Here is an 18352-nt window from a genome sequence, read left to right as displayed (position 1 = left end):
TTTGTATGTTTTATTTTTATGCAAAGTAATGTCCGCTTTGTAAAGTAAAAGTTACTTGATTATTACCATTTAGTTTCGTGTGTATTATTAAATCGTTAACATATTAAATTACGGTTAATGTGATTTTTAAACGATTCTTTTATTGTTATATTTACAATCGGAATCAAAAATCACTGAACATCTTCAGGGGTAGATTCCATCAGATTAATATAATTTTTCTATTTATGAAAAAAAGAAACACAAAGATTTTGCTAGTTGATGATGAGCCGGATATTTTAGAAATTGTAGGGTATAATCTTACTCAGGAGGGATATCAGATATTTACGGCAGCAAACGGAAAAGAAGCTATTATAAAAGCCAAAAAAGAATTGCCGGACCTGATCATCATGGATGTAATGATGCCGGAGATGGATGGAATGGAAGCCTGTGAAAATATTAGAAAAATACCGGAACTGAATAATGTGATTATTACTTTCCTTACGGCAAGAAGTGAAGACTATTCTCAAGTGGCTGGTTTTGATGCTGGTGCCGATGATTATATTACAAAACCTATAAAGCCAAAACTACTGGTCAGCAAGGTAAAAGCATTGTTAAGACGCGTGAAAGAACAAGAGCAAAACAGTGAGACGCTTAACGTAGGAGGAATCGAGATCAATCGGGAAGAATATAAAATAAGAAAAGACAATGTGGAGATTGCCTTGCCTCGAAAAGAATTTGAATTGTTTTACTTGTTGGCTTCAAAGCCTGGAAAAGTTTTCAAACGCGATGAAATTTTAGATAAAGTCTGGGGGAATGAAGTCGTAGTCGGCGGAAGAACCATAGATGTTCACATCAGAAAATTACGAGAGAAAATAGGGGAAGATTTATTCAAAACCATTAAAGGAGTAGGATATAAATTTGAAGTGTAATTACACCTACTTTTATAAGAAAAATAAATTGCAAAATTCTGATCGCTTTCAAAGCGAGATGTGAAATCGATGAAAATAAATTTTAAGAAAACCTATAAGTTTGCTCTAAAGTCTGCTTTATTCATTAGCCTTTTTGCTACTGGATTTGTTATGCTAATGGTACTACTATTCTTTGGCTCGAAAGTAAATAATTTATCGTTATTTGGAATTGTTTGTCTTCTGATCATTTATTTGTTTTCTTTTTTGGTTTTGCAATATCGTGTCGAACGGTTTATTTACAGACGCGTAAAAAAAATATATGATGATGTTTCGTTATTGGAATCCAGTACTTTTATAAATCAGCCTATTACTACTGATATGGAAACCCTGACGCGAGAAGTTAAGAAGTTTGCCACCGATAAAAAGCTGGAAATCGAAATGCTGCAGATTCGGGAAGAATACCGAAGAGAATTTCTTGGGAATGTTTCGCATGAACTTAAGACCCCTTTGTTTATGGTTCAGGGCTATTTGTCTACTCTTCTTGACGGAGCAATGGATGATAAAGCGGTTCGGAAAAAATATTTAAAACGTGCCGAAAAAGGAGTAGAGCGATTAATTTATATCGTGGAAGATTTGGATATGATTACCAAACTGGAATCGGGTGATTTGAATCTGGACTTTTCTGAATTTGATATTGTGGAATTGATACAAAACGTTTTTGATTTGTTGGAAATGAAAGCCGATAAAAAGAAAATTACGCTGGCTTTCGAGAATTATCACATACAGCCTATTTTCGTGCATGGGGATAAAGACAAGATACAACAAGTCGTTGAAAACCTAATTGTAAATTCCATAAAGTATGGTAAAGAGGGTGGTTTTACTGAAGTTGCCGTTGTCAATTTAACCAAGAAAAAGATTTTGGTTCGAATAACCGATAATGGAGAAGGAATTGAGAAACAAAATATCCCAAGGCTTTTTGAACGTTTTTACAGAGTAGACAAAAGTGGGTCACGTTCAGAGGGAGGTTCAGGTTTAGGGTTGGCAATTGTAAAACACATTATAGAAGCGCATAAAGAAAAAATATATGTAGAAAGTGAGTTTGGAATTGGCTCTGAATTTTCCTTTACCATTGAGAAGGCAAGATTAAAAAAAATAGAGCCTGAACCAGATCAAATTCTAAGTAAAGCACTTAAAATTAATAAACTAAAAAAGCAGTAAATCTGAATTACTATAAAGAAATCCTACAAATAGGGATTGGAAACATTAACGAAACGATAATTTATCACCAACATAATAATTTGTTAACATTAGCGTAACATAACTGTATCACCTTTGCAAAAAAATTAATCATATAACAACGATGAAAAAAATTTTATTTGCAGTTTTAGTTATGACTTCAGTGTTGGCTAATGCACAAGATGTTAAGAGTGATACTATTAAAGCAGTAACAGTCGATTCTTTAGAGACCAGTATTGATTCAGTTAAAACAGTAACCATAGAATCTTTAAAGGAATCTATCGATGAACATTCCATGAAATTTTCAGGTTTAGACGAAAGACTTTCGCTTATGGATAGTGATTTGGGAAAATTAACCAAAATTAAATTTTCTGGATACTTACAGGCGCAGTACGAAATGTATAATTATCAAGACAATATTGGACCAGGACCATCTACAACTGCTGTGCCGATAAAAAACACTTTTTTTATCAGAAGAGCACGCGTAAAATTAACCTATGAGCCAGTTACTGGTGCGGTATTTGTAATTCAACCGGATTATGCTTTTGATAAAGTTACTTTAAGAGATGCTTATGTTCAGTTAAATGATCGATGGATGCAAACATTCAAATTATTTTTAGGACAGTTCAACAGAACGAGTTATGAAGTAGAGTTTTCTTCTCGCTCAAGAGAATTGTTGGAAAGAAGCAGAATGTCAGGAATTTTGTATCCGCAGGAAAGAGATTTAGGGGCAAAAATCGAAATGGATTTAGAAACTAAATATGAGATTCCATTTAAGTTTCAGTTAGCAGTTTTTAACGGAAATTATGGAGAAGGTTCTTTGACAAATAATCTTAGAGACGTAGATAACAAGAAAGACGTCATGATCAGAGGGGTTTATTCTTTTAAGTTTCCTTCTAAAGGTTTGGGAATTGATTTAGGAGCTCATACGTATTTAGGTAATACAACTGTTTTACAAGCCGGAACCTTTAGTGATGCAAATAATAAGGATTTCACGGCTAAAGTAGGGGATAGTTTCCAAAAAAGATGGTTTGGTGGCGAAATGAGAGTTTACTATGATTTTCTTGGAGGAATGTCTCTTAAAGGAGAATATATTTCTGGAATAATATCAGGAGAAAAATCAACTACAGCATTGCCAGTTGCTAACAGTAATCCTAGTTTTAATTTTAATGGTATCCGGGATTTTTCAGGTTACTATGCAACTTTGGTGAAAAATATTGGAAAAAGCAATCAAGTCGCTATTCGATATGATAGCTGGGATCCAAACAGACATTTAGCAGGAAATACAGTGACTATTAAAGAAGATTTGAAGTATGATAACTGGTCATTTTCTTGGCAATATTTTTACGATGATAATGTGAAAATTGTGGCAGGTTATAGTTTGCCAATTAATGAAAAAAGTACCACAGTTGGTGGTGATTATATAAAAGATAAATTAGATAACACATTTACAATTAGAATTCAAGCTGGATTTTAATTCAAGATTTTAATACAATAAAAAAAATAAAATGAAAACAACAAAAATTAAATTAGCAGCTATTTTATTGGTTGTTATGGCAGTAGGATTTTCTTTTACTTCATTAAATAAAATAACAGTTAAAGGTTCTGATACCATGGTTATTTTATCACAAAAATGGGCTGAAGTATACATGCAAAAACATCCGGGAACAACGATTCAAGTTACTGGTGGTGGATCCGGAGTAGGTCTTGCAGCGTTGATAAATGGATCAACTGATATTGCAAATTCAAGTCGTCCTATCAAAGCTTCTGAAGTGGAAAAGTTAAAAGCAAGATACAGCACATTAGGTGTTGAGATTCCTTGTGCAAAAGACGGATTGTCAGTTTATTTGAATAAAGCTAACGGTGTTTCGGAACTTACCCTAAAACAAATTGGTCAAATTTTTTCCGGTAAAATTACAAACTGGAAAGAAGTAGGTGGTGCAGATGCCGGAATAAAATTATACGGTAGAGAGAATAGCTCAGGAACTTTTGGATTTTTTAAAGACAATGTGGTAAAAACTGATTTTTCTCCAAACTGTCAAACTTTACCAGGTACTGCGGCAATTGTAAATGCGGTAAAAAAAGATAAATACGGAATAGGTTATGGTGGAGCTGCCTATGCAGAAGGCGTTAAAGATTGTAAAGTTAAGAAGGACGATAAAAGCCCAGGGATTTATCCAACCGCTGAAACTATAAAAAACAAAACGTATCCAATCACAAGGTACTTGTACATGTATTTGAAATCAAGACCAACAGGAGAAACTAAAGCTTTTATTGATTGGATTTTAAGTCCAGAAGGACAAAAAATAATTACCTCTGTTGGTTATTTTCCTCTAAAATAACATTTAAATTTTTATCCCTTGTCAGGCTATTTCAGGCAAGGGATATTTTTTGGTCTTAAATACCTAAAAACGCAAAAATGAAATCAGCAAAATTAAAATTAGTAGTTGCCTTATTGTTAGTAATGGCTTTAGGTTTTTCTTTTACGAGTTTGAATAAGATTACGGTAAAAGGTTCAGATACAATGGTGATTTTGTCCCAAAAATGGGCGGAAATTTATATGAAAAAACATCCCGGTGCAATCGTCCAGGTAACTGGGGGAGGATCAGGAGTGGGATTAGCGGCTCTTATAAATGGTTCTACGGATATTGCCAATGCGAGTCGTCCTATAAAATCATCGGAAGTAGCAAAATTAAAGTCCAAATACAAAACAAGCGGTGTTGAGATTGCCTGTGCTAAAGATGGTTTGTCTGTGTTTCTTAATAAGGGAAATAGTGTTTCGGAACTGACAATACAGCAGTTAGGAGATATTTTTTCTGGAAAGATAACAAACTGGAAACAAGTAGGGGGAGCGGATGCGAAAATTAGATTATATGGAAGAGAGAGCAGTTCAGGGACTTTTGAATTCTTCAAAGAACATGTTGTGAAAACTGATTTTTCTCCAACATGTCAAACTTTGCCTGGGACCGCTGCCATTGTGAATTCAGTTAAGAAAGATAAGTACAGTATTGGATATGGAGGAGCTGCTTATGCAGAAGGGGTTAAAGATTGTAAAGTAAAAAAAGATGCTAAAAGTAAAGGTTTTTTGCCAACTGCCGCTACCATAAAAAACAAGACATACCCAATTTCAAGGTATTTGTATATGTATCTGAAAGCAAAACCAACCGGAGAAACGAAAGCTTTTCTGGATTGGATTCTTGGCCCTGAGGGACAAAAAATTATTGTAAGTGTAGGGTACTATCCGTTAAAATAGTATTTAAAATATCTCTCATTTTCTGCAATGTTTAATGGGAGATATTTGTATTAAAAATACATATGAATTACTAAATAAATCAAATGAATTCCCAATTTCCAAGAAATCAAAGTTTCACAAAAGAGAGTTTGAAAAAGCAATTCAGGCTTTCTGAGTTTCTAGCCGAAAAAATTATATCTTCGATTGCTTTTTTATCTATTGCAATAATTTTTTTAATCTTCATTTTTGTTTTTAAAGAGTCCCTGCCAATTTTTAATTTTGGGAAAGACAAGACCGTAAAAACGGAAATAGGAACAGCTTCTGATTCAGGTTCAAAACCAGAATCCTATGGTGCTGCACCCGCTGAAGAATTAAAACCGGAATCTTATGGTGCTGCACCTACAGAGGAATTAAAACCAGAAACCTACGGTTCAGAGCCGGCAACTCAGGAGGACTTAAAGCCGGAGAGCTATGGCGATGTAAAAGCAGATCCTGCTATTGCATCCTCGGAAGAAAAACCGGACACGGTTACAGCGGATAATGATGGAGCTGATAAGACTTGGAGTACGTTTTTTACAACGGAATGGGTTCCTGTTTCCGAGCATCCAAGATTTGGTCTTTTAGGTTTGCTTATAGGAACTTTAAAAGTTACGATAATCGCAATGCTTATTGCGGGCCCTATATCGGTCCTGGCTGCACTTTACACTTCTTGCTTTGCATCTAAAAGAACAAAGGAAATCATTAAGCCTATCATAGAAATGCTTGCCGCTTTTCCATCGGTGGTTATTGGATTTTTCGCTTTGATGGTTTTGGCAACTTTCTTTCAGGACGTCTTTGGTTACGAATCAAGATTAAACGCTTTTGTAGGTGGAGTTGCTATGGCATTAGCTGCAATACCAATCATTTATACCATTTCTGAAGATGCACTTTCTGCAGTACCAAAAACATTTACTGAGGCAAGTTTAGCATTAGGTGCCAGTAAATGGCAAACTGCTTTTTTTGTCATATTGCCAGCTGCTACACCAGGAATTTTTGCCGCGTTACTCTTGGGAGTAGGCAGGGTTTTTGGGGAAACTATGATTGCATTAATGGCTACAGGAAATGCAGCTTTATTGTCTTCAAATCCTTTTGAAAGTGTGCGAACTTTTGCTGCAACAATTGGAGCTGAAATGGCCGAAACTGTTTTTGGTGAAACCCACTATAGCGTTCTGTTTTTTATTGGCTCATTACTTTTCATTTTTTCTTTTGCTTTAAATGCCGTTGCAGAGTTCTATGTAAAAGGGAAATTAATTAAAAAATTCCAAGGTAAATAAATCATGAACACAACTATAAACGAAACAGAAAATTCTTTTTTCTCAACTAAGAAAAAGGGTTCGGACATAAAAGGGAAATTAATTATTGGGATTACTCAACTTGCAGTTATCACTATTATTACTATTCTTTTTATTATACTGGGGATTATAATCTATGAAGGACGTGAAAGATTTTCATGGGAATTTATCAGTTCGTTTCCAACGAATGGTATGACTGAAGGAGGGATATTTCCCGCTTTGATAGGTACTTTCATATTGGTTGTCGTCATGTCGATTGCTGCAGTTCCTTTCGGGACGATTACTGCTATTTATTTGACAGAATATGCAAAAGAAAATTCAAAATTTGCGGCAGCAGTTCGGTTTTCTGTACGAACATTAGCCGTTGTGCCTTCGATAATATTTGGTCTTTTTGGTCTTGGATTTTTTATCCAGTTTGTAGGAGGTGGAGTTGATAAAGCTTTTAATGGAGGGGAATTACATTGGGGACAACCCAATATTCTTTGGGCTAGTTTAACCATGGCATTACTTACTTTACCAGTTATTATTGTTTCTGTAGAAGAAGCGCTGAAAACTATTCCTCGCGAATTGCGTGAGGCAAGTTTGGCATTAGGCGCGACAAAATGGCAAACAATAAAAAATGTGGTGCTTCCGGGATCTATTTCTGGGATTATGACAGGGACAATTCTGGCAGTAAGCAGAGGTGCGGGTGAAGTAGCTCCTATTTTATTTACCGGAGCAGCTTACTATCTGGCAACTTTACCAGGCTCTTTGAGCGATCAATTTATGAATTTGGGATACCATATTTATATTATGGCAACGCAATCATCTGATGTGGAAAAAACAATGCCGATACAGTTTGCTACAACATTAGTACTGTTAATCCTTACTTTATCCTTAAACGTAATTGCAGTAATTATTAGATCTAGAATTAGAAGAAGGGCAAAATAATTTTGGAATCTACCGAATAAATTATATTTTAGACATAATAAAAAAGACATGAAAGACATAAAAATTCAAGTAAATGATTTGTCATTGTACTATGGAGAAAAAAAAGCATTAAAGGAGATTTCAATGCAAATTCCGGCTAACAAAGTAACTGCTTTGATTGGTCCTTCCGGTTGTGGGAAATCTACTTTTCTTAGATGTATCAACAGAATGAATGACCTTATTCCGGATGTGAGAATAACTGGAAATATGCTTGTGGAAGGCGTTGATATTTATAATAAAGACGTTGATGTTGTTAATATCAGGAAAAAAATTGGAATGGTTTTTCAAAAATCAAATCCATTTCCAAAATCCATTTATGAGAATGTTGCGTATGGTCCGAAAATTAATGGGATAAAAGACAAAACCCAATTAGACGAAATAGTAGAAACTTCTTTGAAACAAGCTGCTATTTGGGAGGAAGTAAAGGACAGACTAGGAGATTCAGCTTTAGGACTTTCAGGAGGACAACAACAAAGACTCTGTATTGCAAGAACATTGGCTGTAAGCCCAGACATTATTCTTATGGATGAGCCTGCAAGTGCTTTGGATCCAATATCTACCTCGAAAATCGAGGAGTTGGTTCATGAATTAAAAGAGCAGTACACCATAATTATTGTTACCCATAACATGCAACAAGCGGCGAGAACTAGTGATTACACTGCCTTTTTTTACTTAGGGGAATTGATCGAAATTGGTAAAACTAATGCTATATTTACTAAACCAGAGCAAAAACAAACGGAAGATTATATCACAGGAAGATTTGGATAAAAAGTGCGCAAATTGGAACAGGATTTTTTAGTCTTGATCTGGTTTTGTAAATTTTATAAATCTTTAATTTTAAATAAAAAAATATGGCGTCACACTTCGAAATAGAATTAGAAAAACTAAAGAATGTAATCATAAAAATTGGGAAACTTGCAGAAAATCAGGTAGGAGGCTCGGTAAATGCGTTGCTGTCAGAACCTATTGTTGAAGGTAAAGAAGTAAAAAAAACAGAAAATAAGATAGACAAATTAGATGTTAAGATTGATGAGATTTGTCAAAGTATTTTTGCTTTGCAACAGCCGGTCGCTTCTGATTTACGTTTTATTATGTCGGCGATGCAAATCAGCAATGAGATAGAAAGAATAGGCGATTTGGCGATAAGCATCATAAAAAAATCTAAGAACATTAAAGATAAACATGACCTAATTGTTAAGTTTAATATTACGGATATAGCTAGACACGTTGAGGTGATCACAATAAAAACGAATGAATGTTTTCTGACGCGTGATGAAAACACGATTGGTGAGATCTTCGTTTTGAATAATACCATAAAAAATGAATGTGACGATGCAATACATAATATCATCAATGAAATGAAGTCAAATTCTAAGACGGTAGTTTCAGGAACAAATCTTGTGATTGTTTTAAAACATTTAGAGCGTATTTCTGAGCATTGTACCAATATTGCAGAGTATGTTTATTTCATGATTAATGCCAAAATTATCAAACACGAAAAAATTTGGAGATAAGAAATTGGAGGATTGATCCGATACAGATAATCAGCGTTAATTCAGCTATTTTTTTAAAACACACTAATTATATACTTTGAAAGTATTTTAATTAGTGTGTTTTTTCATTGTAAAAAAATGCAATTATTGATTCTATTCAAAAATCTGAAACAAGGTTTTCCAGTGTAATGCTGTTTCCAATTGTGGCAGACCTTTGTATAACTCAATTTCTTCAAGGTTTTCGATTGTAAAATCGTTTTGTTCCGCATAAGGAACCAAGCCTTCTTTTTTTAATTTTTTTGCCAGATATTCTTGCTCATATTGGCCGGGAGTAGGAATGAAAAAAGCTTTTTTGTCTAGTTTTGCCAAGTCCATAATTGTGGTATACCCAGACCTGCATAATACGGTATCACTTTCGTTAAAAGTTTGTTCGAGTTGTCTTGTATTCATAAAATTATAATAGGTGATATTGGCAATTTGTTCCTTTATTTGGTCTTTTTCTATAATCCCTTTTATAAAAACTACCTTCCCATTATATTTCAGGACTTCGGTTCTTAATTTATCTTCCAGCATGCCTCGTTGAGGTTCGGGTCCAGATAAAATGACCATCAAATCATATTTTTTTGGACTCTCTCTCTTTTGCAATCTGCTTAATGGTCCAATGTATTTAGTTACAAAATCTGCCTTTTTTATATGTCCTAATTTGCCCGTCAAATTTGGGGTTCCTTCCAAATCCGGAACCCAACATTCAGCATATTTTTTTATAATATGCTGATGAAGCATACTGGTAATCCATGTGGTATTCCCCGTCATTACATTCAATTGATGTGTCATGAATACCGAAGGTACTTTTTGGCTAAATACCCCAAGCCGATTATCAGATATTACGCCATCAATGGAATATTTCTTAATCCATTTCTTTACTAATTTTTTTTCAGCCCAAATGGCTTCAATCATTTTTGGGCAATTTTGCAATAATTTCCATTTGAAGTTTTTGCCATTTTTAGAATATTCTATTTCGTATGAAGGTAATTCCAGTGTTCGCAAATAGGGAAATTCTTTTCGCAATAATTCCAGTGCAATACCATCGGAAGCAATTATTGGGATGTAATTATTGTCTTGTAAAGCCTTAATAACAGGAATGCAGCGGGTAGCGTGACCCAGGCCCCAATTTAATGGAGCAATCAAAATAGTCTTATTAGTATTCAAATCCATTTAGCGATATTGGTTCGTTATTTTAAATTTGAAAGTTACTCAAACAAGCGGTTTTTTATATTGCTAAGGCATTACCAAACTATTAATTTATTTCGGAAAATGTATTCAGTAATTTGTTAAATAGAAAGAGGCTGCTCATTTTATTGGAACAGCCTCTTTTTTACAATTAAAAAATATTATTCTTGGATATAGGTTTTGTTTCCGTTTTTGTTGATGTAATATTTTCCACCTCTGGGACCTGTATATACTTTTTTACCATTGTATTCTCCAGTTATCCTATCCGGTACTTTTGGGGCTTTTTCATTGGTTTCTTTAACTTTTACAGCTTTTTTTTCTGTTTTTTTACCTGCATCTTTTACTTTGGCGGTGGTCTCGGTAACCTTAGCTTTAGTCTTACCTACAGCCGCTTTTTCTTTTACTTTAGCGTCTAATTTGTCTGCTGTCGCTTTTGAAGTTTTTGCCTTTTGTTCTGCTTTGTCTTTAGCTTCTTTTTTAGTTGTTGTGGCTTTGGATTTTGTCTCATTTTTTACTTTGTCGGCTTTGTCTTTTGCCGCTTTTTCAGTTTTAGAGGCCGTCTCCTTTGCATCGCTTTTAGTTTTAGCCGCTTTGGACTTTGACTCGCTTTTTACTTTATCAGCTTTCGCTGTAGCTGCTTTTTCAGCTTTGGCAGCTTTTGCTTCAGCTACTTTTTCAGTTTTGGCAGCTTTCGCCTTTGCCTCTTTTTTTGTCTTTGCAGCTGCTGCTTTTTCGGTTTTTGCTTTTGCAGCTTTCTTTTCAGCAGCTGTTTCTTGTGCGTAAAAGTTTCCAGATAAAATAAATACAAAACATAGGAACAATAATTTTTTCATGATGTTAGTGTTTTTAAAGTTGGTGTTATCAATAGATTATTTAGAATAAATTTAATAATTTTTTTCTGAATAATTAAGCTAAAAACTTAAAAATAAGCTCTTAGTTGCACATTTCCAGTATGAATGGTCTGGCTGGATTCACTTTTTCTTCCTTGATAATTCAAATTTATATCTAAAAATTGTGTCAGATTTTTTTGTAGCAATAACCTCCAGGTCATGTTTTGTCCCGTTTGCAATCCTTCCAACATTTGAAATCCTACAGAAGAGAATTCATTTCCAGTGAATTTATTGTGATAAAAGGAAACTTCTCCATTCATGGTGAATTTTTTGTCGCTGGAATAAGAAAAGGAAGTTCCGAAGCGATTTTGTACCAGCTGCTCTAAAATGCCAATCTGATTCTTTTTGTTTTGTAATTCATAAAATAAGTCGCAACTGGTGTTTTTGGAGAATAAATAACTGATTTTTGGAGCCAATTCATATCCGTTAATAGTATAGTTTTTTTCAGGGAAATTTTCAGATTCAACAGCGGTTTGAATTGTTTTTGCGAAAAAATTTAACAGCCAGCTTTTCTTGTATAAGTTGGTATATTGTAGTTGATGAGAACTGTTTTTTGCTTCTTGAGTTCCTATTGATAACAGATTCTTCGTTTGATTTTGCAAATAGGTATAGGTTACAGAATGTTTTTGTTTCCCTCGATTATAAAACAAACTATTCCTGAAACTGGAATTCAATCCTAAGACATTTTTTTTAGACGCACTAAAAGGATTTAATTCGAAATTATTGCCTTCACTTTTTATTTTTCGATCAGTTATAAAGGAGGCCTGATCATAAAAATAAGATAGTAATTTTTTTAAGCCAAGTTCATTTTGCCATTGATTTGGATTTATAGTTAGGGATTGGGAGAACTTATTTTGATGTGTTTTTATGTAAATTCTGTTCGGTAAGAATATCCGAATGTATTTTGCCTGATCGATAAAAGGAGCAATTTCAAATTCTTGCAATTCCTGAATTCCGTTAGCATTATAGTCGTTCCACGTATAAACACCTTGTCCTGCCGAAACTTCCAAGTACGTAAATTCCTGTTGGGGTATACTTCCTGAGTTGGTTTCATAGACCGTTGTGCTTTGAATCAATTGATTGAAAAAACGATCCGTATACACGATTCTAGAATTTAAAGAGGATTCTTTTTTCTTTGTTGGATCTGCAAAATCAAATACTCTGTAATTCACATAAGCGGTTAAATCATTTTTCTTTGTTTGAATTAGTTTCGATTTTAAAAAATAGGTTTGGGATGCATTGACACGCTGAAGCAATCCATGCTGTAAGCTGTCATTTTTCCGTCTTAAATAACCTAATTCGACAAAAACCTTAGAACTGTCGCCTCGCCCCGCGAAAAAACTGTATTCAGTAAATCTTTGGCTTAAAGTGGAAAATTGATTTGTAGCTTTTATTTTTTCCTGATTGTCTTCTAATCTTAGGCTGGTGCCAATCCAATTCTTGCTAAAGTGATAACGCGTCTGAGTTTGGTTTCTATAAAATTTTGAAGATGATTCGACACCATCACTTTTTAAGAAACTACCATGATTTTGAACAATCCAGTTTCGCAGTTTAAATTCTCCGTCAATAGAATGGCGGCTTCCCGAAAAACTTTCTGAAAAATCCAATTTTTCAAATTGATAGTTTATCAATCCGTTGTTTTGGGTATTTGCTTTTGGATTTAACTCGAAATGTAAGCCCGAAACTAATAAGCTTTGATTTCCTGTAGCTGTAATGCCTAAATTCCAATCTCGATTAAATTCGATGCTGTAAAGACGTTCTACAGATCTGAAATTTTTCTGTATAAATTGATAACTTGCGAAAGCATCAATATTCCAACTTTTTGAAAGCAGGCGTTGTTTCGCATTCATTTTAGCTGCCAATCCTTGGTTTTCCGAATCATCTAACGAAGAGAAAATATTTTTGTCATTGTTGCTGATTCCTATTTCATAATTAAATGATGTTTTTTCTGTCGGTTTGTATTTTCCTGAAAAGGTGGCCACCTGAATTTTTGTTGGAGCCACTAATTGTATTATTGGTTCATAATTTCCTTGTGGAATGCCATTAATTGGTTGGGTATATTCATAAATTCGGCCATTAGCAGCTGCATTTTTTAAGAGGTAGTTTCCATTGTTTGTTCCAACAAAAGTAAATCGCACATTGAACAATCTGTCTTCGGGATTGTTTGAATATTCTAAAATTTCTGTCGAATTAATTGTTGTTTTTCTGTACAATATTTTATTGTAAGAATAGGAATCCGCATAAGCCGAAGGTGCGGTCATCAAATCCGGATTGTCCCCTGCACCCACTAAAATCTGGGCTTGTTCTTGAGAAAGGTTTTGCTGTAAGGGTTGATTTTTCAAATCACTTTCGGAATACAAATAGCCTCCAAAGCTCCATTTTTCATTTTCATGTGAAGCTCCGGCATAAGTTACGAATCGAGAGTAATTTCGATCTGAATATTGGTATTCGATTGCGATTCGCATTTCGGAAGTAATGGTAAAAAGTGGAGTAAATACAATTTCTCCCGCATTATAATCAATGGTGTAGTCATTATTTTCACCTCGTTTCAATACAATTCCGTTTACATAAACCCGTTCCGAGCCTGAAATGACAAGGACATACAATTCGCCATTTTGACCTTTTAATTTATACGGACCCTGATTGCCTTCCTGACCAACAAAATTACTTTTGGCATATTGACCTTTTACTAAGGCTACCGATGCAAAAACATTGGTTTTATTGTCTTCCGTTCCAAAGTCAAAAGCTGTGGAGAGCCCTTGTACTTTTTTATTGAAATTAAGGAACTGCGTTTTTTTGTTTTCAAGAAAGACATCTCCTGCTCTAATGTTCCATTTGTCACTAAAAAGCTCCATAAAAACGTTATCAAATTGATCTAGCTTTTGGGAATAGCCACCATCTTGCAACGGGATATTACTGTCTTGCAATGAAGCCCTGAGGCTCACTTTTTCAGATAATTTTCCTGTTATTTGTAAATCTAGATTTGAATTTAAAACGGTATTTTGATTGTTGCCGACAGTAACTCCACGCGTGATGCTTCCAGAGGTGTTTAATCCGTCAAAGGGGATGTTTTTTTTGACTGGATTGGTTTCAATTTTATATAAATTCCCCGAAGCGGCTTGATTGCTTACCATTCGGCTGGGGTCGTAAAAACGATATTCTTTGGTTAGGATTTCAGGAAATTTGAGATAGTGAACCGTTATAGAATCTGATGTTTGAGTGATTTTCTTAAAAAGCAAGATTGCTTTCTGGAAATCTATTTTATAAAATGCAGTGTCTATAGGGTTGTTATTGGCATCAAGCACTTTGAAAAAACTGGAATTGAGGCTTTCATTTTCAAGATGAATGGTATCACGAGCAACGGGGATTTTTTTTGTTTTGTATAATGAGTTAGTTTCCTGGGCTTGTAGTCCGGAAAAGCACATTATTACAAACAAAAACACTAGTTTTTTCAACATAGATAAATAACGTCTATGGATCAAAAGTAGTGTATTCTGTAAAACAATAAGTACAAGTAGAAACTTTACAATAAAAAGATTTTCTAACTTTCTTTTGTTACGATCTGCATGGTCTCGCGACTCACTTGTTTCAGTAAAACAGTTTTGTTTTCTTCAACAGTTGCTGCGGCTTTATCATTAAAATGCCTAATGGTATATAAAGTAACATTTTCGTCAAATTCCACTTTGAATTTTTTCGAAAGAATAGCATTCAAATCTTTAAAATTTTCAAATTTGTCCTCAACGCAAACGGAGAAGCTAATTGCGGAATTTTGAATCAAATTCACTTTTATTTTAAATTGGTGAAACAAAGCAAAAATTTCGCTGATATTTTCTTCCATGATGAAAGAGAAATCTATTGACGAAAGCGAAATCAGGAGTTGGTTTCTTTTGACAATAAAACAAGGTAAGTAAGGCTCTAAATCGGCACCTTTGGCAACACGAGTGCCTGGTAATAAAGGATTAATAAATGATTTTACAAACAAAGGAATTTCTTTTTTTTGTAAAGGCTGTAAGGTTTTCGGGTGGATAACCGTAGCACCATAAAAAGCTAATTCAATCGCTTCACGGTACGAAATTTGGTTTAGTAAACTTGCATTTTCAAAATATCTAGGGTCAGCATTCATAACTCCAGGAACATCTTTCCAGATAGTTACACTTTCCGCATTCAGGCAATAAGCAAAAATTGCAGCAGTATAATCGGAACCTTCACGACCTAAAGTAGTAGTAAAGTTATTTTCGTCAGAACCCAGAAACCCTTGAGTAATATTTAATATTTTTCTTTTTACGTTTTTGGCAATATTCTTTTGTGTCAATTCCCAATCTACTTCCGCATCTCTATAAGTAGCATCGGTTTTTATAAAATTTCGCACATCCAGCCACTGCGTTTTTATTCCCATAAAGCTCATAAAATGACTCAGGATAGTGGTAGATATCAATTCACCATAACTTACGATTTGATCGTAAACGAAATTATAATTGGGCGATTTATTATGTGCTAAAAAGTATTCTAGGTCAGAAAATTGATTGTTTACCGCAGTAAAAACTTCGTTCTTTTCTTCTTCAAACAAATCCATCAGAATTTGATTGTGGTATTTTTTTACTTCCTGAACAGATGAATTTAATTCAGCCGACTTATCAAAATAATTTTTTATCACTAGTTCAAGGGCATTCGTAGTTTTCCCCATTGCAGAAACAACCAATAATACATCCTCATAACCTACTTTTTGTAAAACGTCATATACGTTTTTTATCCCTGCAGCATCTTTTACAGAAGCACCACCAAATTTGAATACTCTCATACTTTCTTAAACAAAAAAATTTGTAATTTTATTTCAATCTATTATCTACAAAATAGTTAATTCCTGCTTCATCCATTTGTGTCACATGCCAATCTTTAAGAACTTTTGCTCCTGATTTTTCATAAAATTCAATAGCAGGAGTGTTCCAGTCAAGGACATGCCAGTCAATTCTTCGAACATTATCTCTTTTTCCTTGCTTGATGATTTCAGAATACAAAGCATAGCCCAATCCGGTTCCGCGCATTTTATCTTTTACCACTAAATCTTCCAGATGGATTATCTTTCCCTTCCAGGTAGAATAACGATAATAATACAAAGCAATACCCACAATTTCTGATTCCACTTCGGCTACAAAAACATGAAATAAAGGAGTTGTACCAAAACCATCGCGAACCAAATCGTCAACGGTGATAAGAACTGCATCAGGCTCTTTTTCAAAGTCTGCTAACTCTTGAATAAGTCCTAATACCGCTTCCATGTCTTCGGGATTTCCTTTTCTGATATTCATAAATTCTTATTTTTAATGGTTGAATTGCTCAAAATAAAGCATTTTCTACACATTATTCAACTATTTTATCAGCAAATATACAATACTGCCAAACTAAGTAAATATTATTCAATTCATTTTCACAAAAAATCCGATATTTGTGACTTCAAACTAACTACAACGATTTCTTAATGGAAGAACGCAACAGAACACTAGGGGAATTTATCATCGAAAACCAAAATGCTTTTCAATATTCATCAGGCGAATTATCCCGGATTATCAATTCTATCCGGTTGGCCGCAAAGGTGGTTAACTATAAAGTAAACAAAGCTGGACTAGTAGATATAATTGGTGCTGCTGGGGAACAAAATATACAAGGAGAGGACCAGCAAAAACTTGATGTATATGCCAATGATATTTTTATTCAAACTTTAATTAACCGTGAAATTGTATGCGGAATCGCTTCTGAAGAAAATGATGATTTTATTACAGTAGAAGGAAGTGATAAAAGTCATAACAATAAGTATGTGGTTTTGATGGACCCTCTTGATGGATCTTCAAATATTGATGTGAATGTTTCTGTAGGAACGATATTTTCAGTGTACAGACGAGTTACACCAATTGGGACCCCAGTTACTATTGAAGATTTTTTACAGCCTGGTATCAATCAGGTTGCTGCAGGTTATGTGATTTATGGAACGTCAACAATGCTGGTGTATACTACCGGGCATGGCGTAAATGGATTTACATTAAACCCGGCGATTGGAACCTTTTATTTATCACATCCAAATATGCAGTTTTCTAAAGATGGTAACATTTATTCTATCAATGAAGGAAACTATGTTCATTTTCCGCAAGGAGTAAAAGATTATATTAAATATTGTCAGCTTGAAGAGGAAGACAGACCTTATACATCACGTTATATAGGAAGTTTGGTTTCTGATATTCATAGAAATATGATTAAAGGCGGAATTTATATTTATCCAACAAGTTCGAAAGCTCCAAAAGGAAAGTTACGTCTCTTGTATGAATGTAATCCAATGGCTTTCATTGTAGAACAAGCTGGCGGTAAAGCCTCTGATGGTTTTGGAAGTATAATGGAAATTGTGCCTACTGAATTACACCAACGTGTTCCTTTTTTCTGCGGAAGCTATAATATGGTAGAGAAGGCAGAAGATTTCATGCATAAAGCAAAATTGAGCAAGTACTAAAAACAACTATAAAAAAAGCTCCCGAAAATTTTGGGAGCTTTTTTATGATTTTTATTTATGCATATTTTGCATTTCGAAAAGGAATGCATCTAAATCCACTTTTTTATCAACCAATGATAATGCTTTGGCTATGATGTAATTCACGTTTTCGGCGTTAAAGCCCAATGCTACTCCAATTTTCCTTAACAATAATTCTTGTTTGTCCCCTAATTGATGATCAACATGAACCATTCGGGCTAAGTCGTACAAACGTTCCAGTCTTTGCTCGTGCAAATAAGGAGCATTAATAGGATACTTTAATGGGTTTTCTAAAATTTCTGTATATTCTTCTGGAGAAATTTCTAGTCTTACGGCCAGTTTATCTAAAAACATTTTTTCTTCTGGAGCAAACTTTTCATCGGCAAGTGCTACACGAACTATGGCTGAAAAATGACCCTTATTTCTTTGTTTGAATTCGCTATCAAATAAATCTGAAAATGACATAATTATTAATTTTTTATCTTACAAAGATAAATCTATTTTTAAATTATTGATTTTAATTTTATTTAAAATTATGATTTGTTAATCGAAGAATTTTAAATCTTTTTT

16 protein-coding genes are annotated in these 18352 nt (G+C 34.1%); 10 read left to right on the top strand and 6 right to left on the bottom strand.

All coding sequences use genetic code 11. The annotated features are described in order from the left end of the window. The first annotated feature begins 224 nt into the window (after positions 1-224). The 9 genes from ACNQGH_RS00575 to phoU all read left to right on the top strand — a co-directional run bounded on the left by ACNQGH_RS00575 (position 225) and on the right by phoU (position 9169). On the top strand, positions 225-908 hold the full coding sequence (locus ACNQGH_RS00575) for a response regulator transcription factor (protein WP_417954037.1): 684 nt from the start codon (positions 225-227) through the stop codon (positions 906-908). A 69-nt stretch (positions 909-977) separates the two neighbouring features. Beyond that, the gene (locus tag ACNQGH_RS00570) at positions 978-2105 is read left to right on the top strand and encodes an ATP-binding protein (protein WP_417954036.1); all 1128 of its coding nucleotides are present in this window, start codon (positions 978-980) and stop codon (positions 2103-2105) included. 142 nt (positions 2106-2247) lie between these two features. Beyond that, complete coding sequence (locus ACNQGH_RS00565) at positions 2248-3600, top strand: hypothetical protein (protein WP_417954035.1); 1353 nt, start codon at positions 2248-2250, stop codon at positions 3598-3600. Between the two features lie 31 nt (positions 3601-3631). Then, complete coding sequence (locus ACNQGH_RS00560) at positions 3632-4465, top strand: phosphate ABC transporter substrate-binding protein (RefSeq protein ID WP_417954034.1); 834 nt, start codon at positions 3632-3634, stop codon at positions 4463-4465. 77 nt (positions 4466-4542) lie between these two features. Continuing rightward, the gene (locus ACNQGH_RS00555) at positions 4543-5376 is read left to right on the top strand and encodes a phosphate ABC transporter substrate-binding protein (protein WP_417954033.1); all 834 of its coding nucleotides are present in this window, start codon (positions 4543-4545) and stop codon (positions 5374-5376) included. A gap of 83 nt (positions 5377-5459) precedes the next feature. Beyond that, positions 5460-6668, top strand: a complete 1209-nt coding sequence (gene pstC / locus ACNQGH_RS00550) for a phosphate ABC transporter permease subunit PstC (RefSeq protein WP_417954032.1) — start codon at positions 5460-5462, stop codon at positions 6666-6668. Between the two features lie 3 nt (positions 6669-6671). After that, a complete protein-coding gene (gene pstA / locus ACNQGH_RS00545) occupies positions 6672-7616 on the top strand; it encodes a phosphate ABC transporter permease PstA (protein WP_417954031.1) in 945 nt (314 codons plus the stop codon). Between the two features lie 48 nt (positions 7617-7664). Continuing rightward, complete coding sequence (gene pstB, locus ACNQGH_RS00540) at positions 7665-8423, top strand: phosphate ABC transporter ATP-binding protein PstB (protein ID WP_417954030.1); 759 nt, start codon at positions 7665-7667, stop codon at positions 8421-8423. An 83-nt stretch (positions 8424-8506) separates the two neighbouring features. Continuing rightward, the gene (gene phoU / locus ACNQGH_RS00535; RefSeq protein ID WP_417954029.1) at positions 8507-9169 is read left to right on the top strand and encodes a phosphate signaling complex protein PhoU; all 663 of its coding nucleotides are present in this window, start codon (positions 8507-8509) and stop codon (positions 9167-9169) included. A 132-nt stretch (positions 9170-9301) separates the two neighbouring features. Here the strand turns inward: phoU and ACNQGH_RS00530 are convergent, their stop codons facing one another. From ACNQGH_RS00530 to ACNQGH_RS00510, 5 genes are all read right to left on the bottom strand, one after another. Continuing rightward, complete coding sequence (locus ACNQGH_RS00530; RefSeq protein ID WP_417954028.1) at positions 9302-10363, bottom strand: glycosyltransferase; 1062 nt, start codon at positions 10361-10363, stop codon at positions 9302-9304. A gap of 176 nt (positions 10364-10539) precedes the next feature. Further along, complete coding sequence (locus ACNQGH_RS00525; protein WP_417954027.1) at positions 10540-11211, bottom strand: hypothetical protein; 672 nt, start codon at positions 11209-11211, stop codon at positions 10540-10542. 86 nt (positions 11212-11297) lie between these two features. Beyond that, positions 11298-14726: a hypothetical protein gene (locus ACNQGH_RS00520; RefSeq protein WP_417954026.1), complete on the bottom strand. Its 3429-nt coding sequence runs from the start codon at positions 14724-14726 to the stop codon at positions 11298-11300. A gap of 83 nt (positions 14727-14809) precedes the next feature. After that, a complete protein-coding gene (locus ACNQGH_RS00515; protein ID WP_417954025.1) occupies positions 14810-16066 on the bottom strand; it encodes an aspartate kinase in 1257 nt (418 codons plus the stop codon). Between the two features lie 28 nt (positions 16067-16094). Beyond that, positions 16095-16574 carry a GNAT family N-acetyltransferase gene (locus ACNQGH_RS00510; protein ID WP_417954024.1) on the bottom strand — a complete coding sequence of 160 codons (480 nt, stop codon included), beginning with the start codon at positions 16572-16574 and terminating at the stop codon, positions 16095-16097. 170 nt (positions 16575-16744) lie between these two features. On the opposite strand from ACNQGH_RS00510, the gene fbp reads away from it, so the two are divergent. Beyond that, positions 16745-17764, top strand: a complete 1020-nt coding sequence (gene fbp / locus ACNQGH_RS00505; RefSeq protein ID WP_291247646.1) for a class 1 fructose-bisphosphatase — start codon at positions 16745-16747, stop codon at positions 17762-17764. 51 nt (positions 17765-17815) lie between these two features. On the opposite strand, the gene ACNQGH_RS00500 is transcribed toward fbp, so the two are convergent. Continuing rightward, the gene (locus tag ACNQGH_RS00500) at positions 17816-18247 is read right to left on the bottom strand and encodes a TerB family tellurite resistance protein (RefSeq protein WP_417954023.1); all 432 of its coding nucleotides are present in this window, start codon (positions 18245-18247) and stop codon (positions 17816-17818) included. Positions 18248-18352: the final 105 nt, after the last annotated feature.

Origin of the sequence: Flavobacterium kochi, assembly GCF_048286715.1 — a bacterium.
Classification (GTDB): domain Bacteria; phylum Bacteroidota; class Bacteroidia; order Flavobacteriales; family Flavobacteriaceae; genus Flavobacterium.
The sequence above is the reverse complement of the archived record's forward strand: the minus strand, read 5'-3'. Positions and strand labels throughout refer to the sequence as shown.

Coding starts and splice junctions, on each gene's coding strand:
- ACNQGH_RS00575 (WP_417954037.1), top strand. CDS start 225: ATGAAAAAAAGAAACACAAAGATTTTGCTAGTTGATGATGAGCCGGAT.
- ACNQGH_RS00570 (WP_417954036.1), top strand. CDS start 978: ATGAAAATAAATTTTAAGAAAACCTATAAGTTTGCTCTAAAGTCTGCT.
- ACNQGH_RS00565 (WP_417954035.1), top strand. CDS start 2,248: ATGAAAAAAATTTTATTTGCAGTTTTAGTTATGACTTCAGTGTTGGCT.
- ACNQGH_RS00560 (WP_417954034.1), top strand. CDS start 3,632: ATGAAAACAACAAAAATTAAATTAGCAGCTATTTTATTGGTTGTTATG.
- ACNQGH_RS00555 (WP_417954033.1), top strand. CDS start 4,543: ATGAAATCAGCAAAATTAAAATTAGTAGTTGCCTTATTGTTAGTAATG.
- pstC (WP_417954032.1), top strand. CDS start 5,460: ATGAATTCCCAATTTCCAAGAAATCAAAGTTTCACAAAAGAGAGTTTG.
- pstA (WP_417954031.1), top strand. CDS start 6,672: ATGAACACAACTATAAACGAAACAGAAAATTCTTTTTTCTCAACTAAG.
- pstB (WP_417954030.1), top strand. CDS start 7,665: ATGAAAGACATAAAAATTCAAGTAAATGATTTGTCATTGTACTATGGA.
- phoU (WP_417954029.1), top strand. CDS start 8,507: ATGGCGTCACACTTCGAAATAGAATTAGAAAAACTAAAGAATGTAATC.
- ACNQGH_RS00530 (WP_417954028.1), bottom strand. CDS start 10,363: ATGGATTTGAATACTAATAAGACTATTTTGATTGCTCCATTAAATTGG.
- ACNQGH_RS00525 (WP_417954027.1), bottom strand. CDS start 11,211: ATGAAAAAATTATTGTTCCTATGTTTTGTATTTATTTTATCTGGAAAC.
- ACNQGH_RS00520 (WP_417954026.1), bottom strand. CDS start 14,726: ATGTTGAAAAAACTAGTGTTTTTGTTTGTAATAATGTGCTTTTCCGGA.
- ACNQGH_RS00515 (WP_417954025.1), bottom strand. CDS start 16,066: ATGAGAGTATTCAAATTTGGTGGTGCTTCTGTAAAAGATGCTGCAGGG.
- ACNQGH_RS00510 (WP_417954024.1), bottom strand. CDS start 16,574: ATGAATATCAGAAAAGGAAATCCCGAAGACATGGAAGCGGTATTAGGA.
- fbp (WP_291247646.1), top strand. CDS start 16,745: ATGGAAGAACGCAACAGAACACTAGGGGAATTTATCATCGAAAACCAA.
- ACNQGH_RS00500 (WP_417954023.1), bottom strand. CDS start 18,247: ATGTCATTTTCAGATTTATTTGATAGCGAATTCAAACAAAGAAATAAG.